This is a genomic window from Streptomyces sp. NBC_00223 (genome assembly GCF_036199905.1).
Classification (GTDB): Bacteria; Actinomycetota; Actinomycetes; order Streptomycetales; family Streptomycetaceae; genus Actinacidiphila.
Genome location: NZ_CP108109.1, coordinates 6,392,501 through 6,409,947, shown reverse-complemented (window position 1 = coordinate 6,409,947; position 17,447 = coordinate 6,392,501). Strand labels below are relative to the sequence as shown.

The following is a 17,447-nucleotide window of genomic DNA, read 5'->3' as shown; positions in this document are numbered from 1 at the left end:
CCCGTGGTGTGTCCCGCGCTCATCCCTGGGTCGGGTCGCCCGGGGTGTAGGTCAGCCGTACGACCTGGCCCTTGGTACCGGCCGGGCCGAGGTCCTTGCCGTTGACGAAGAGCTGCACGGCTCCGGCGTTGCCGACGACGAGCCTGATCTGCTTGTCGGCGGTCCAGGTCTTGGACTCGCCCTTCTTCAGGGAGTCCTGGAAGAGCTGCTTTCCATTGCCGTCGGTGGCCTGGATCCAGCTGGTGCCGCTCTCCGCGCTGGCCTTGACGGTGACCTTCCCGGGCGGCGCGGCGGCGATCGCGCTGCCGGACGGCTGGGGTTTCGACACCCCGCTGCCCTGCGCCGGGGTGGTGGCCGACGCCGTGGCGGTCTTGGAGGCCGAGGTGGTCGGGGCCGCGGTGGTCTTGTCCCCGCTGCCGCCGCTGTGGACCAGGGTGAAGCCGACGAAGCCCACGACGGCGACGATCGCGGCGACCATGGCGGCGGTCCAGTTGGGCCGGCGCGGCTCGGAGCGGATGCGCTCGGCCTCGTACAGCGGCGCCACGGGCACCGGCTCGATCGTGCTGCCGTGCTCGGCGACGTACTGCTCGACCAGCGGTTCCGGATCGAGTCCGACGGCCCGGGCGATGGTGCGGATATGGCCGCGCGCGTAGACGTCGCCGCCGCAGCGGGAGAAGTCGTCCTGCTCGATGGACTGGAGGATCGGGACCCGCACCCGGGTGCTGGTGCCGACGTGGTCGATGGACAGACCGGCGGCGATACGGGCCTGGGCGAGGGCGCGGCCGACGGAAGGACGGTCGGCGGAGGGCGAGTTGCCGATGGACACGAGGGCGCCTTTCGAGCGTGCAGCCACCTGCTGGAAGTTCAGTCTAGGGGCGGTACAAAACGCGGGGGCAAGCGGACGGCCTGCTTTTGTGGGCCACTCGGGCAGTCGTCCCGCTGTATCAACTTGACGTACGAACAGGAGAAACGGTTGCCCCGTAACGTGCCCGACTTCCGGGACGTCATTCGTGCGGCGGGGCCATTCGTGCGGGGCGGCCGATTCACCCGTACGGGGGCGGCCGCCCGTGCGCACTAGGTCGGGCCGCCGCCGCGGATCTCGGTCAGCACCCCGTCCAGCTCGTCGGCCTTGACCATGACATCACGCGCCTTGGAACCCTCGCTCGGGCCGACGATGCCGCGCGACTCCATCAGGTCCATCAGCCGGCCGGCCTTGGCGAATCCGACCCGCAGCTTGCGCTGGAGCATCGAGGTCGAGCCGAACTGCGTGGAGACCACCAGCTCCGCGGCCTGGCACAGCAGGTCGAGGTCGTCGCCGATCTCCTCGTCGATCTCCTTCTTGGGCCCGCTGCCGACGGTGACGTCCGTGCGGTAGCGGGGGGTGAGCTGGGCCTTGCAGTGGTCGACGACCTTGGCGACCTCCTCCTCGGTGACGAAGGCGCCCTGCATACGGATCGGCTTGTTCGCGCCCATGGGCAGGAACAGACCGTCACCTTTTCCGATCAGCTTCTCGGCGCCCGGCTGGTCGAGGATGACCCGGCTGTCGGCGAGCGAGGAGGTGGCGAAGGCGAGCCGCGAGGGCACATTGGCCTTGATCAGTCCGGTGACCACGTCGACGCTGGGCCGCTGGGTGGCCAGCACCAGGTGGATGCCGGCCGCGCGGGCGAGCTGGGTGATCCGGACGATGGAGTCCTCCACGTCGCGCGGCGCGACCATCATCAGGTCGGCCAGCTCGTCCACGATGACCAGCAGATAGGGGTACGGCGTCAGCTCGCGTTCGCTGCCCTCGGGCGTCCTGGCCTTCCCCGAGCGCACGGCGGCGTTGAAGTCGTCGATGTGCCGGAAGCCGTAGGCGGCGAGGTCGTCGTAGCGCAGGTCCATCTCGCGCACGACCCACTGCAGGGCCTCGGCGGCCCGCTTGGGGTTGGTGATGATGGGCGTGATCAGGTGCGGGATGCCCTCGTAGGCGGTCAGCTCGACGCGCTTGGGGTCGACCAGCACCATCCGGACCTCGTCGGGCGTGGCGCGGGCCATGATCGAGGTGATCAGGCAGTTGATGCACGAGGACTTGCCGGAGCCGGTGGCGCCTGCCACCAGGACGTGCGGCATCCGGGCCAGATTGGCCATGACGTAGCCGCCCTCGACGTCCTTGCCGAGCGCGACGGTCATGGGGTGGACCTCGCCGGCGGCCTCGGCCGAGCGCAGTACGTCGCCGAGGTTGACCATCTCGCGGTCGCTGTTGGGGATCTCGATGCCGACCGCGGACTTGCCGGGGATCGGGCTGATGATCCGGACGTCCGGGCTGGCCACCGAGTAGGCGATGTTCTTGGCCAGCGCGGTGATCCGCTCGACCTTCACGGCGGCGCCGAGTTCGACCTCGTAGCGGGTCACCGTCGGGCCGCGGGTGAAGCCGGTGACCACCGCGTCGACCTTGAACTCCTTGAAGACCTGGGACAGCGAGGCGACCACCGCGTCGTTGGCCGCGCTGCGGGTACGGCCGGGGCCGCCGCGCTCCAGCAGGTCGAGGGAGGGCAGGGCGTAGGTGATGTCGCCGGAGAGCTGGAGCTGCTCGGCGCGCGGCGGCAGCGGCGCCGAGGGGTCGGGCGCGGGCTTGGTGAGGTCGGGGACGGCCGCCCCGCCGTTGTCGGTGTCCTGCGCGCGGGCGGCGGGCACCTGCTTTCTGACCCGGCTGGTGAGGTCGGCGACCAGCGGGGAGGGCTGCACACCGTGCAGCACGGCCCCGTCGAGCGCGGCGGCCGCGGCGGCGGCCACGTCCACGGCGTCGGGCCCGTCCGTCGCACCGGCCGGCGACTCCGCGCGGCGGCGGGGCCTGCGGCGCGGCCGGGGCTCCTCGGCGCTGTCGAGGGCCGGGTCCCGGTCCACGTCGTACGGCTGCGCGCCGGGGTCGGCCGGGGGCTTGGTGAAGCGCGCCGGCAGCCGCCGCACCGGCGACCCGTCCTCCTCGTCGGCGGAGTCGTCCCGCTCGTCGTCGAAGAACTCGTCCAGCGGTACGGCCTCGGGGTCCGGCGGGGCCGCGTACAGGCCCAACCTGGTGCCGGCCTGCCGCAGCCGGTGCGGGATGTGGTTGACCGGGGTGGCGGTGACGACCAGCAGCCCGAAGACGGTGAAGAGCAGCAGCAGCGGCACGGCGAGGGCCGCGCCGACGGTGTAGAGCAGCGGGGACGCGGCCGCCCAGCCGATCAGGCCGCCCGCCTCGCGCATCGCCTCGGCGCCCTGGTCGCGGCTGGGGGAGCCGCACGCCATGTGGACCAGCCCGAGCGCGCCGATGATCAGCGCGGACAGGCCGATCACGATCCGGCCGTTGGCCTCGGGCTGCTCGGGGTGACGCATCAGCCGCACCGCGACGGCGCCGAGCAGGAAGGGCACCAGCAGGTCGAGGCGGCCGAAGGCACCGGTGACCAGCATCTCCACCAGGTCGCCGACCGGCCCGCGCAGATTGGACCAGGTGCCCGCGGCGACCACCAGGGTCAGCCCGAGCAGCAGCAGGGCCAGGCCGTCCTTGCGGTGTGCCGGGTCCAGGCCGCGCGCCCCGCGCCCTATGCCGCGGAAGAGCGCGCCGATGCCGTGGGCGATCCCGAGCCACAGGGCGCGCACCAGGCGGTAGAGGCCGTTGGTCGGTGAAGGGGCGGGCTTCGGCGCGGGATTGGGCACGGGTTTGGCCGCTGCCGCCTTCTTGGCAGGCGGTTTCGCGGCAGCGCCTTTCGCCGCGGGCTTCTTCGCCGCGGTTTTCTTGGCCGGAGGCTTCGCCGGGGATTTCTTGGCGGTGCCGGACGTACGGGAGGCCATGGTGCCGAGGTTACCGCCCTTGTGATCGGGGGACACGCCCGCACATGGATACGCCCGTTCGTGTCGGTCCGCCGCGACTGCCTGATTGACGTCGCGTCAACCAGGGCCCGACGCTCACTCTTTCGTCTGAACCGGCCCCGGCCGCAGCGGACCGGGGTGGCTCACTTCCCGCCGGAGACGTCCACTGGAGGCCGGCGCGGCCGCCCGTCAGTCGGGAGGCGGCCTCACTCGGAGCCGGGCTGCCTGACGACGCCGCCGTTACCGTTGCCCGGGTCCAGCGCGTCCAGGGCGCGCCGCAGCCCGGTGAGTTTGCGCTCCAGATGCGCGGCGGTGGCCACCGCGGCTCCGTCCGCCGACTCGTTGAGCTGCTTGCTCAGCGCCTCGGCCTGCTCCTCCACCGCGGCGAGCCGCGCGGACAGTTCGGCCAGCAGCCCCACCGGCTCCCTGCCGCCGTTGGACCCGGCGGTGGCCGGCACGCCCTGCTCCAACTGGAGCCGCAGCAGCGCCGCCTGCTCCCGCAGCTGGCAGTTCTTCATGTAGAGGTCGACGAACACCGACACCTTGGCGCGCAGCACCCAGGGGTCGAACGGCTTGGAGATGTAGTCGACCGCACCGGCCGCGTAGCCCCGGAAGGTGTGGTGCGGGCCGTGGTTGATGGCGGTGAGGAAGATGATCGGGATGTCCCGGGTCCGCTCCCGCCGTTTGATGTGCGCCGCGGTCTCGAACCCGTCCATGCCCGGCATCTGGACATCGAGCAGGATCACCGCGAAATCGTCGGTGAGCAGCGCTTTGAGCGCTTCCTCCCCGGACGATGCCCGTACCAGTGTCTGATCGAGCGCCGAGAGGATCGCCTCCAGCGCCAGCAGATTCTCCGGCCGGTCATCGACCAGGAGGATCTTGGCCTTCTGCACCACGCCACGCCCTCCTCGCCCCGGCATGGGGCCTCCCCGGCGCGAAACGCCGGCGGAAGCGCCGGTCGCCGCCCCCGGGGACAGCTCCGTCGTGCCGCCCGTCCTTGTGCCGGTCATGGTAGCCGCACCCCGCCGTTCGCCACACCCTGTTACCGCCAGGTCACTCACTACACACCGGAAACGCCGGCGGAGACCAGAAGGTTCCCAGATTCCGCCGTGCTCACACCTCATCAGACACACGAGTCGGCAAAAGATCAGGGCCCCGGCCGGCCAGCAGGCGTTCGGCGGCCGGGACACCGTCACTCATGACGTCCGCGGGTCGGATCAGCGTGCGTGCATCCACTGTTCCATGAGTGTCAGCAGGTGGTCGGTATCCACCGGCTTCGTCACATAATCCGACGCACCCGAGTCGATGCTCTTCTCCCGGTCTCCCTTCATCGCCTTGGCGGTCAGGGCGATGATCGGCAGCCCGGCGAACTGCGGCATCTTCCTGATCGCCGTCGTCGTCGCGTATCCGTCCATCTCGGGCATCATGATGTCCATCAGCACCACGGCGATGTCGTCGTACTGCTCCAGGACTTCGATGCCCTCACGGCCGTTCTCCGCGTACAGCACGGTCAGTCCGTGCTGTTCCAGAACACTGGTGAGCGCGAAGACATTGCGGATGTCGTCGTCGACGATCAGCACCTTCTCACCGTGGAAGCCGCCGGTGAAGCCGGGGTAGGCGTCCGACTGCGGTTCGTCCACCCACGGTTCGTGCACCTGCCCGTGACCGATCTGCCGGCCGTGCGCCTGCCCGTTCGCCGCCGCGGGCTGCGGGGCGGGCTGGGCGGAGCGGCGGCGCAGCCGGGCCAGGCTGCTGCCCGGGCTGCGGGTACGGCCGGGCAGCGCGTGTTCGTCGCCCTGTCCGCCGGAGCCCAGTTGCGGCATCGCGGGCGGCACCTCGCCCAGGCTGAGCGGCAGATACAGGGTGAACGTCGAGCCGCGGCCGGGCTGGCTGTCGGCGTGGATCTCCCCGCCGAGCAGCCGGGCGATCTCGCGGCTGATCGACAGACCCAGGCCCGTACCGCCGTACTTGCGGCTGGTGGTGCCGTCGGCCTGCTTGAACGCCTCGAAGATCACCCGCATCTTGCCCGCCGCGATACCGATGCCCGTGTCGGTCACCGAGAACGCGATCAGCGGCTGATCGGGGTCGCGCAGGGTGCCCGCCTCCAGCAGCTGTTCGCGGATCGACTGCGGCACCTCGGCGCCTGCCGGTCTGATGACCAGCTCGACCGAGCCGCTGTCGGTGAACTTCACCGCGTTCGACAGCAGGTTGCGCAGCACCTGGAGCAGCCGCTGCTCGTCGGTGTGCAGGGTCACCGGAAGCTCCGGCGAGACCCGCACCGAGAAGTCCAGGCCCTTCTCCGCGGTGAGCGGCCGGAAGGTCGCCTCCACGTAGTCGACCAGCTGGACCAGGGCGATACGGGTCGGCGAGACATCCATCTTGCCGGCCTCGACCTTGGACAGGTCCAGGATGTCGTTGATCAGCTGGAGCAGGTCGGAGCCCGCGCCGTGGATGGTCTGGGCGAACTCGACCTGCTTGGGCGACAGATTGCCGTCGGCGTTGTCGGCCAGCAGCTTGGCCAGGATGAGCAGCGAGTTGAGCGGGGTGCGCAGCTCGTGCGACATATTGGCCAGGAACTCGGACTTGTAGCGCATCGAGACCGCGAGCTGCTCGGCGCGCTCCTCCAGGACCTGCCGGGCCTCCTCGATCTCGGTGTTCTTCACCTCGATGTCGCGGTTCTGCCGGGCCAGCAGCTCGGCCTTCTCCTCCAGCTCGCCGTTGGACAGCTCAAGGGCGCGCTGCCGGCTCTCCAACTCCGCCGAGCGCTCCTGGAGTTGCTCGGTCAGCTCCTGGGACTGCTTGAGCAGGCCCTCGGTCTTGGTGTTCACACTGATGGTGTTGACGCTGATCGCGATGATGTCGGTGATCTGGTTGAGGAAGTCCTTCTGGATCTGCGTGAACGGCTGGAACGCGGCCAGCTCGATCACCCCGAGCACCCGGCCCTCGAAGAGCACCGGCAGCACGATCACATGCGAGGGCGGCGCCTCCCCGAGCCCCGAGACGATCTTCAGATAACCCGGTGGGACATGCTCGATCAGGATCGACCGCTTCTCCACCGCGGCCTGCCCGATCAGCCCCTCGCCGGGCAGGAACACCGTCGACATCGTGCGCTTGGAGAAGCCGTAGCTGCCGATCAGCCGCAGTTCGTACTCCTCCCCCACCTCGGTGGTGTCCTCGGCGAGGAAGAAGGCGCCGTGCTGGGCCGAGACCACCGGGGTCAGCTCGCTCATGATCAGCGTGGCGACGTCCAGCAGATCGCGGCGGCCCTGCATCAGACCGGAGATCCGGGCCAGGTTGCCCTTGAGCCAGTCCTGCTCCTTGTTGGCGAGCGTGGTCTCGCGCAGCCTGGCGATCATCGTGTTGATGTAGTCCTGGAGTTCCAGGATCTCGCCCGCCGCGTCCACGTCGATCCGCAGATTCAGATCGCCGCGGGTCACGGCGGTCGCGACCTGCGCGATGTTGCGGACCTGGCTGGTCAGGTTGTTGGCCATCAGGTTCACCGACTCGGTGAGGTCCTTCCAGATGCCGGAGACGTCCGGCACCCGCGCCTGACCGCCGAGACGGCCCTCGGTGCCCACCTCTCGGGCCACCCGGGTCACCTCGTCACCGAAGGCGGACAGCTGCCCGACCATGGTGTTGATGGTGGTCTTGAGCTCCAGGATCTCGCCGCGCGCGTCGACGTCGATCTTCTTGGACAGGTCGCCGCGGGCCACCGCCGTCGTCACCTGGGCGATCTGCCGCACCTGACCGGTGAGGTTGGACGCCATGCCGTTGACGGACTCCGTCAGGTCCTTCCAGGTCCCCGCCACGCCCGGCACGCGGGCCTGACCGCCGAGGATGCCCTCCGTGCCGACCTCGCGGGCGACACGGGTGACCTCGTCACCGAAGGCGGAGAGGGTGTCCACCATCGTGTTGATGGTGTTCTTCAGTTCCAGGATCTCGCCCCGGGCGTCCACGTCGATCTTCTTGGTGAGGTCGCCGTTGGCGACGGCCGTGGCCACCGAGGAGATCGACCGCACCTGACTGGTCAGGTTCGACGCCATGCCGTTGACCGACTCCGTCAGGTCCTTCCAGATGCCCGACACGTCGCGCACCCGCGCCTGACCGCCCAGCTGGCCTTCCGTACCCACCTCACGGGCGACGCGCGTGACCTCGTCACCGAAGGCCGACAGCGTGTCCACCATGGTGTTCACGGTGGTGACCAGCGCGAGGATCTCACCCTTGGCGTCGACGGTGATCTTCCGCGACAGGTCGCCGTTGGCCACCGCGTTGGTGACGTCGGCGATGTTGCGGACCTGACTGGTCAGGTTGTTCGCCATGAAGTTGACGGACTGGGTGAGGTCCTTCCACGTACCGCTGACGCCCTTGACCTCGGCCTGGCCGCCCAGGATGCCCTCGGTGCCCACCTCACGGGCCACCCTGGTGACCTCCTCGGCGAAGGACGAGAGCTGGTCGACCATGGTGTTCAGGGTGTTCTTCAGCTCAAGGATCTCGCCCTTGGCGTCCACGTCGATCTTCTGCGACAGATCACCTCGCGCGACCGCCGTGGCGACCTGGGCGATGTTGCGGACCTGGCCGGTCAGGTTCCCGGCCATGAAGTTCACCGAGTCCGTCAGGTCGCGCCACACGCCGGCCACACCGGGCACCTGCGCCTGACCGCCGAGGCGGCCGTCCGTACCCACCTCACGCGCGACCCTGGTCACCTGGTCCGCGAAGGACGAGAGCTGGTCGACCATCGTGTTGATCGTGTTCTTCAGCTCAAGGATCTCGCCCCGGGCGTCCACGTCGATCTTCTGCGACAGATCACCCCGCGCGACCGCCGTCGTGACCTGCGCGATCTGCCGCACCTGGGAGGTCAGATTGCCGGCCATGAAGTTGACGGAGTCGGTCAGGTCCTTCCAGGTGCCGCTGACGCCGTCCACCCGGGCCTGCCCGCCCAGCCGTCCCTCGGTGCCCACGTCACGGGCCATCCGCGTCACCTGCGCGGAGAAGGAGCCGAGCTGGTCCACCATCCGGTTCACGGTGTTCTTGAGCTCCAGCATCTCGCCGGAGACATCGACCGTGACCTTCTGCGTCAGATCGCCGTTGGCGACCGCCGTCGTCACCTGGGCGATGTTGCGGACCTGGCCGGTCAGGTTGCGGAAGGCGGTGTTCACCGAGTCGGTGAGGTCCTTCCACGTACCCGCCGCCCCCGGCACCTGAGCCTGACCGCCCAGCTGGCCCTCGACACCGACCTCACGCGCTACCCGCGTCACCTCCGCGCCGAAGGCGGACAGCTGGTCGACCATCGTATTGACGGTGTTCTTGAGCTCCAGCATCTCGCCGGAGACATCGACCGTGACCTTCTGCGACAGGTCACCGTTGGCCACGGCCGTGGTGACCTGCGCGATGTCCCGCACCTGCGCGGTGAGGTTGCGGAAGGCGGTGTTCACCGAGTCGGTGAGGTCCTTCCACGTCCCCGCGGCGCCCGGCACCTGAGCCTGGCCACCGAGCTGCCCCTCGGCGCCGACCTCGCCCGCCACCCGAGTCACCTCGTCGGCGAACGTACGCAGCGTCTCGGTCATCGCGTTGATCGTCTCGGCGAGCTGCGCGACCTCGCCGCGCGCCCCGATGGTGATCTTCTGCGACAGGTCACCGTTCGCCACGGCCGTCGTCACCTGGGCGATGTCCCGCACCTGGGCCGTGAGATTCCCGGCCATCAGGTTGACGGAGTCCGTCAGGTCCTTCCACACACCTGCCACGCCGGGCACCTGCGCCTGGCCGCCCAGCTCGCCCTCGGTGCCGACCTCACGCGCGACGCGGGTCACCTCGGAGGAGAAGGAGGACAGCTGGTCCACCATCGTGTTGACGGTGTTCTTCAGTTCCAGCATCTCGCCGGCCACGTGCACGGTGACCTTGCGGGACAGATCGCCCTTGGCCACCGCCGTCGTCACCAGCGCGATGTCGCGCACCTGGGCGGTCAGCCGGTACGCCATGGTGTTGACCGAGTCCGTCAGGTCCTTCCAGGACCCCGACATGCCCCGGACCTTCGCCTGCCCGCCCAGCTTGCCCTCGGTGCCCACCTCGCTGGCCACCCGTGTGACCTCGTCGGTGAACGCCGACAGCTGGTCGACCAGGCCGTTGACCGTGCGGCCGACCTTCAGGAACTCCCCGCGCAGCGGATGCGCGGAGCCGTCCGCGTTCTGCGCGCGCAGGTCCATCCGCTGTTCCAGGTCTCCCTCGGCGACCGCGGACAGCACCCGGCCGACTTCGGACACCGGCCGGACCAGATCGTCCACCAGGGCGTTCGACGCCTCGATGGCGGCTGCCCAGGCCCCCTCGGAGGAACCGGACTCCAGCCGCTCGGTGAGCTTGCCGTCCCGGCCCACGACCCGCCGGACCCGGGCCAGCTCTCCGGTGAGGTGCTGGTTGCGGTCAGCGACCTCGTTGAAGACGGCGGCGATCTCCGCCATCACTCCGTCGCCGGAGACCGTCAGCCGCTTGCGGAAGTTTCCGTCCCGCATCGCGGACAGCGCCGCGAGCAGCTTGGTGAGCGCGGCCGAATCGACCTCTATGGTCCCGCTCCCACGGGATCGCCCGTTCTTGGAACGCGTGACCGCGCCCCGCGCCGATGCGCCAGACTCCACCGTGTCCCTCCTGGAGGGTCGATCGACCCGCAGATGTGCAAGATTGCCCTTGAGAGCATCCCCAGTGTTTCACCCCGACCGCGCCGGGCCATAACAGTTCGGCAGCATCGGACAAGTCTGCGGGCATGTTCGGGGTGGAAACACCAGCAACCGGCGCACACACGATCCGGAAGGGTAAGTAACCTGGCATCGGGTTGCCCGCCCCTCGCCGGGCGTAGGAGTCTGGGGAGCCGCCGGTGACAGTCCAGCAGCGCGGCGGCAGGTCGACGACCGCCGTCGGCGCGCCCACCGACACACGAGCAACGAGGAGACCGGTGATCACGGCGCGTGCAGCGGCCACCTTCGAACCGGTGGGGCGGTCGGTCGCCGTCGCCCGCGCCTTCGTCCGGGACACCCTCCACGGCTGGGGCTTCGCCGACGTGGTGGACGACGCCGTGGTCCTCACCAGCGAGCTGGTCACCAACGCCGTGGTCCACGCGGGCACCGCCGCCGACGTGCAGTGTCTGCGCTACGACACCGCGGTACGGGTCGAGGTCGCCGACCACTACCCCGAGCGCGAAGTGCCCATGCAGACCCGCGGCCGCCAGTTCCGCGACACCGACAACGAGGGCGGGCGCGGCCTGCTGCTGTGCGCCGCCCTGGCCAGCCGCTGGGGCGTGGAGTACACCGGCGCCGGAAAGCAGGTCTGGTTCCAGCTCGACCTGCCCGAGCGCCCCGCGGGCACCCGCTCCACCAGCCCCGTCCTGCCGACCTCGGAACTGCCGCTGGCCGACGAGAGGGTCCGGGTCGCCGTCATCCAGGTCGACCGCCAGGGCCGGGTCACCCGCTGGAACGACGACGCCGCCCACCTCTTCGGCCACTCCTCCGACGCCGTGCTCGGCAAGTCCCTGGCCGACCTCACCGCCTGGCCGCAGACCCCCGGCACCGGCATCGGCCTGGCCGAAGCCCTCCAGCTCTCCCGCTGGGAGGGCACCTACGGCCTGCGCGGCGGCGACGGCCGTGTCCTGTCCGTCTACGGCTCCCACCTGCGGGTCCGCGACAGCGCCGGCGAGCCGTCCACCGTCCTGCTGCTGGTACGGGCCGAGGAGCGCGCGGTGCTCCAGACCCCCTCGCGCGGCCCGGCGCCCTCCGACAGCGGCATGTCGCAGCGCGGCAAGTCCGCGGACGCCTTCGAGGTCTTCATCGGCTCCCCCGCCCCCGACGACCTCGACAGCCTCCTTCAGCGCACGGTCGAGCGCGCCCGCGACATGCTCGACGGCGACGCCGCCTATCTGCTGCTCGCCACCGACGACGAGACCGAACTGGAGGTGAGGGCCTCCACCGGCCTCCCCTCCGCCCGCCAGCGCTTCGCCCGCGTCCCCGTCGAGGCCGGCACCGGGCGCTACGGCAGCGCGCGGATGCCCGCCGTGCACGAGGACCTGACGTCCGTCCCCGGCGCCGTACCGCTGCTCTCCGGCACCGGCATGCGCTCGGTCGTCACCGTGCCGCTCAAGGTCGAGGGCCGGCTCACCGGCTCGATCGGCGTCGCCGCCGAGGCACCCGGCCGCTACTCCAACCAGGAGGCGCTGCGGCTCCAGTTCGCCGCCGACCGGATCGCGCTGGCCGTCGAGAGCGCCCGCCTCACCGAGCTGGAACGGCTCAGGCGCGGCTCGCTCTCCTTCCTCGTCGAGGCGTCCGACCTGCTCGCGGGCACCCTGGAGCGGGACCAGACGCTGGCACTGATGGCCCAGATGACCGTGCCCACCCTGGCCAGCTGGTGCGCCGTCTACACGATCGCCGAGCAGTCGGAACCGGAACTGGCCTTCGTCCTCCATGAGGACGAGGACCGCATCGACGGCATCAAGGCGCTGCTCTCCCAGGTCAGGCCGCCCGACCCGGACCCGACCCCGGGCGCCCGCATGTGGACCGCGCCCTCCGACGCGGCCCACTCCAGCGCACTGCGGGCCTCGCTTCGCAGCCTAGGCGTCGGTTCGGGCGCGAACGCCCGCCCGCCGAGCACACCCGGGGTCGCACTGGCCACCGCCGCCGCGGTCGGCGGCGAGACGGTCGTCCTGCCGCTGGTGGCGCGCAACCGTGTCATCGGCATGCTCACCCTCGGCAAGTCCGCCGACGAGCGCTTCCGGCAGGAGATCCTCGAACTCGCCGAGGACCTGTCCCGGCGGGCCGCCCTCGCCCTGGACAACGCCCGCCTCTACAGCGAGCGCACCGCCATCAGCCAGGCCCTCCAGCGCAGCCTGCTGCCCCCGGAGCTGCCGTGTGTGCCCGGAGTCGAGGTCGAGGTCGTCTACCGCGCGGCCGGGGAGGGCAACGAGGTCGGCGGCGACTTCTACGACCTCTTCCCGATCCGCGACGGCTGCTGGGGCTTCGCCATCGGCGACGTCTGCGGTACGGGCCCGGAGGCCGCCGCCGTCACCGGACTGGCCCGCCACGCCCTGCGCCTGCTCGCCCGCGAGGGCTTCGGCGGCGCCGCGGTCCTGGAACGCCTCAACGCGGCCATCCTCGACGAGGGCGCCCGCAGCCGCTTCCTGACCCTCCTCTACGGCGAGCTGTGGCCCCAGAGCGACGGCAGCGCGATGCTCCGCATGGTCTGCGCCGGACACCCGCTGCCGCTGCGACTGCGCCCGGACGGCTCGGTCGAGCCCGCCACCGAACCGCAGCCGCTGCTCGGGGTGATGGACGACCTGGAGCTGTTCGAGCAGACCGTCACCCTCGACCCGGGCGATGTCCTGCTGTGCGTCACGGACGGCGTGACCGAGCGCCGTGAGGGCAGCCGGATGCTCGGCGACGACGGCCTGGCGGACGTGCTGGCCACCTGTACGGGGCTGACGGCCGGCGCCGTCGCGGCCCGTATCCAGCGGGCGGTGGAGCGCTTCGCCTCGGACGCGCCCTCGGACGACATGGCCATCCTGGCGATGCGGGTGCCGGCACTGCCCACGACATAGGCCGCGGGCGGACGTCCGGACGCGGGATTCCGACATGCGTTCCGGGTGTGAGATCCGGGCATGAAAGAGGCCCCCACCAACCGGTGGGGGCCTCTTCCGTATCCGAGCCCCAATACGGAATCGAACCGTAGACCTTCTCCTTACCATGGAGACGCTCTACCGACTGAGCTATTGGGGCGCGTCGACACGACGATCTTAGCCCATGAACAGGCGTGCGGAGAAACCCTCTCCGCGGACGAGTTCGCGCCCGCTCACACCCGCTCCGACCTCCGCGAGTCGGTGCGCACCAGTCCGCCCAGCGCGTTGCAGACGGCGGCGATACGCGTCAACTCCCGCTGGGTGAGCCCCGGGTGCACCGGCAGCGACAGGCTGTCCGCCGCCACGGCCTCGGTCTGCGGCAGCACGACCCCCGACCGGTGCGCGGGCATCCGGTGCACCGGTACGGGCACGGCCACCGTCGCGCGCACTCCACGGGCGGCCAGCGCGGCGGCGAAGGCGTCGCGGTCGGGACGTCCGTTGCCCGGCACCCGCACGGTGTACTGGTGGTAGACGTGACGAGCGCCGGGCTTGGTGTACGGCACGACGACGCCGGTCAACGCCGAGTCCAGGAACCGCGCTTGGGCCCGGCGACGGGCGACGACCCCCATGTCCTCGTCCGAAGGGGTCTCCTCGACCAGGGCGAGCCCGTACCGCTCGGCCAGCTCACCGAGCAGGGCCATGGGCGCCGGGTGGCCGAAGACATTGACGGGCACGATCGCGGCCGTACGGGACGTGATGCCGGCGGCGACGGCCTGCGGGTCGAGACAGAAGGTCCGCGGGTCTATGTCGGCGAACACCGGTGTCGCGCCGGCCAGTCGTACGGCGTCGGCGGGCGCTCCCGGCCCGAAGGACGGCACGATCACCTCGGCGCCTCTGCCGATCCGCAACTCCGCCAGGGTGTCCCGGAGGGCGGTGGCCGTCATGTCCGAAGCGATCCCGTGCCGTCGGCCGGCAGTCGTCATCTGCTGCACGTTCCACACCTCCGCTTGTCCGTCCGGCCAGGTTCCCTGAACGACGTGAACAAGAGGAGAACGGGCAACAAAAATGCCTCAACCCCCGGGCATCAGCTCGGGGGTTGAGGCAATCAATAATTGTTCGGCGGTGTCCTACTCTCCCACAGGGTCCCCCCTGCAGTACCATCGGCGCTGAAAGGCTTAGCTTCCGGGTTCGGAATGTAACCGGGCGTTTCCCTAACGCTATGACCACCGAAACACCATGAAACACACACCACACACCCCAGATGAACCAGGAATGTGTGTGGTGGCTGGTTGTTTCAGAACCACACAGTGGACGCGAGCAACTGAGGACAAGCCCTCGGCCTATTAGTACCGGTCAGCTCCACCCCTTACAGGGCTTCCACATCCGGCCTATCAACCCAGTCGTCTACTGGGAGCCTTACCCCATCAAGTGGGTGGGAGCCCTCATCTCGAAGCAGGCTTCCCGCTTAGATGCTTTCAGCGGTTATCCCTCCCGAACGTAGCCAACCAGCCATGCCCTTGGCAGGACAACTGGCACACCAGAGGTTCGTCCGTCCCGGTCCTCTCGTACTAGGGACAGCCCTTCTCAAGACTCCAACGCGCACAGCGGATAGGGACCGAACTGTCTCACGACGTTCTAAACCCAGCTCGCGTACCGCTTTAATGGGCGAACAGCCCAACCCTTGGGACCGACTCCAGCCCCAGGATGCGACGAGCCGACATCGAGGTGCCAAACCATCCCGTCGATATGGACTCTTGGGGAAGATCAGCCTGTTATCCCCGGGGTACCTTTTATCCGTTGAGCGACGGCGCTTCCACAAGCCACCGCCGGATCACTAGTCCCTACTTTCGTACCTGCTCGACCCGTCAGTCTCACAGTCAAGCTCCCTTGTGCACTTACACTCAACACCTGATTGCCAACCAGGCTGAGGGAACCTTTGGGCGCCTCCGTTACCCTTTAGGAGGCAACCGCCCCAGTTAAACTACCCACCAGACACTGTCCCTGATCCGGATCACGGACCGAGGTTAGACATCCAGCACGACCAGAGTGGTATTTCAACGACGACTCCACCACGGCTGGCGCCGCGATATCAAAGTCTCCCACCTATCCTACACAAGCCGAACCGAACACCAATATCAAGCTATAGTAAAGGTCCCGGGGTCTTTCCGTCCTGCTGCGCGAAACGAGCATCTTTACTCGTAATGCAATTTCACCGGGCCTATGGTTGAGACAGTCGAGAAGTCGTTACGCCATTCGTGCAGGTCGGAACTTACCCGACAAGGAATTTCGCTACCTTAGGATGGTTATAGTTACCACCGCCGTTTACTGGCGCTTAAGTTCTCAGCTTCGCCACACCGAAATGTGACTAACCGGTCCCCTTAACGTTCCAGCACCGGGCAGGCGTCAGTCCGTATACATCGCCTTACGGCTTCGCACGGACCTGTGTTTTTAGTAAACAGTCGCTTCTCGCTGGTCTCTGCGGCCACACCCAGCTCACACAGCAAGTGTGCTCACCAGACGTGGCCCCCCTTCTCCCGAAGTTACGGGGGCATTTTGCCGAGTTCCTTAACCATAGTTCACCCGAACGCCTCGGTATTCTCTACCTGACCACCTGAGTCGGTTTAGGGTACGGGCCGCCATGAAACTCGCTAGAGGCTTTTCTCGACAGCATAGGATCATCCACTTCACCACAATCGGCTCGGCATCAGGTCTCACCCTCATAAGAGACGGATTTGCCTATCTCTCGGGCTACACCCTTACCCCGGGACAACCACCGCCCGGGCTGGACTACCTTCCTGCGTCACCCCATCGCTTACCTACTACCACCTCGGTTCAGCGGCTCCACCACTCCCCATCACTCCGAAGAGATCAAAGGCGGCTTCACGGCCTTAGCATTAATGGGCTCGATACTGGGCGTTTCAAAGCGGGTACCGGAATATCAACCGGTTGTCCATCGACTACGCCTGTCGGCCTCGCCTTAGGTCCCGACTTACCCTGGGCAGATCAGCTTGACCCAGGAACCCTTAGTCAATCGGCGCAAGAGTTTCCCACTCTTGTATCGCTACTCATGCCTGCATTCTCACTCGTGAACCGTCCACCACTGCCTTCCGGCGCAGCTTCACCCGGCACACGACGCTCCCCTACCCATCACAGCCTCCGTTGGGAGTACATGCTGCAATGACACGACTTCGGCGGTACGCTTGAGCCCCGCTACATTGTCGGCGCGGAATCACTTGACCAGTGAGCTATTACGCACTCTTTCAAGGATGGCTGCTTCTAAGCCAACCTCCTGGTTGTCTCTGCGACTCCACATCCTTTCCCACTTAGCGTACGCTTAGGGGCCTTAGTCGATGCTCTGGGCTGTTTCCCTCTCGACCATGGAGCTTATCCCCCACAGTCTCACTGCCGCGCTCTCACTTACCGGCATTCGGAGTTTGGCTAAGGTCAGTAACCCGGCAGGGCCCATCGCCTATCCAGTGCTCTACCTCCGGCAAGAAACACACGACGCTGCACCTAAATGCATTTCGGGGAGAACCAGCTATCACGGAGTTTGATTGGCCTTTCACCCCTAACCACAGGTCATCCCCCAGGTTTTCAACCCTGGTGGGTTCGGTCCTCCACGACCTCTTACAGCCGCTTCAACCTGCCCATGGCTAGATCACTCCGCTTCGGGTCTTGAGCGTGCTACTGAACCGCCCTATTCGGACTCGCTTTCGCTACGGCTACCCCACACGGGTTAACCTCGCAACACACCGCAAACTCGCAGGCTCATTCTTCAAAAGGCACGCAGTCACGAGACAATCGAGCAAAGCCCGACGTCCGACGCTCCCACGGCTTGTAGGCACACGGTTTCAGGTACTATTTCACTCCGCTCCCGCGGTACTTTTCACCATTCCCTCACGGTACTATCCGCTATCGGTCACCAGGGAATATTTAGGCTTAACGGGTGGTCCCGCCAGATTCACACAGGATTTCTCGGGCCCTGTGCTACTTGGGTGATCTCCAAGAGAGCCGTACAGATTTCAGCTACGGGGGT

Annotated in this window: 6 protein-coding genes, 1 tRNA gene and 2 rRNA genes (1 of these 9 cut by a window edge); 1 reads left to right on the top strand and 8 read right to left on the bottom strand. The window is 68.2% G+C overall.

Features of this window, described 5'->3' with window-relative positions; genetic code table 11:
• Window positions 1–19: 19 nt before the first annotated feature.
• From OHA30_RS27380 to OHA30_RS27365, 4 genes are all read right to left on the bottom strand, one after another.
• A complete protein-coding gene (locus OHA30_RS27380) occupies window positions 20–826 on the bottom strand; it encodes a helix-turn-helix domain-containing protein (protein WP_328916539.1) in 807 nt (268 codons plus the stop codon).
• A 248-nt stretch (window positions 827–1,074) separates the two neighbouring features.
• The gene (locus OHA30_RS27375) at window positions 1,075–3,807 is read right to left on the bottom strand and encodes a DNA translocase FtsK (protein WP_328916538.1); all 2,733 of its coding nucleotides are present in this window, start codon (window positions 3,805–3,807) and stop codon (window positions 1,075–1,077) included.
• A gap of 224 nt (window positions 3,808–4,031) precedes the next feature.
• Complete coding sequence (locus tag OHA30_RS27370; RefSeq protein ID WP_328916537.1) at window positions 4,032–4,721, bottom strand: response regulator; 690 nt, start codon at window positions 4,719–4,721, stop codon at window positions 4,032–4,034.
• 321 nt (window positions 4,722–5,042) lie between these two features.
• Window positions 5,043–10,451, bottom strand: a complete 5,409-nt coding sequence (locus tag OHA30_RS27365) for a HAMP domain-containing protein (protein ID WP_328916536.1) — start codon at window positions 10,449–10,451, stop codon at window positions 5,043–5,045.
• A 314-nt stretch (window positions 10,452–10,765) separates the two neighbouring features.
• Between OHA30_RS27365 and OHA30_RS27360 the strand changes: the two genes are divergently transcribed.
• Window positions 10,766–13,393 carry a SpoIIE family protein phosphatase gene (locus OHA30_RS27360; protein WP_328916535.1) on the top strand — a complete coding sequence of 876 codons (2,628 nt, stop codon included), beginning with the start codon at window positions 10,766–10,768 and terminating at the stop codon, window positions 13,391–13,393.
• 105 nt (window positions 13,394–13,498) lie between these two features.
• On the opposite strand, the gene OHA30_RS27355 is transcribed toward OHA30_RS27360, so the two are convergent.
• From OHA30_RS27355 to OHA30_RS27340, 4 genes are all read right to left on the bottom strand, one after another.
• Window positions 13,499–13,571: transfer RNA gene (locus tag OHA30_RS27355), tRNA-Thr, on the bottom strand.
• Between the two features lie 73 nt (window positions 13,572–13,644).
• Window positions 13,645–14,394, bottom strand: a complete 750-nt coding sequence (locus OHA30_RS27350) for a DegT/DnrJ/EryC1/StrS family aminotransferase (protein WP_328916534.1) — start codon at window positions 14,392–14,394, stop codon at window positions 13,645–13,647.
• A gap of 131 nt (window positions 14,395–14,525) precedes the next feature.
• Window positions 14,526–14,642: ribosomal RNA gene (gene rrf / locus OHA30_RS27345) — 5S ribosomal RNA — on the bottom strand.
• 92 nt (window positions 14,643–14,734) lie between these two features.
• Window positions 14,735–17,447 (bottom strand): 23S ribosomal RNA (locus OHA30_RS27340) (it continues 414 nt past the right edge of the window).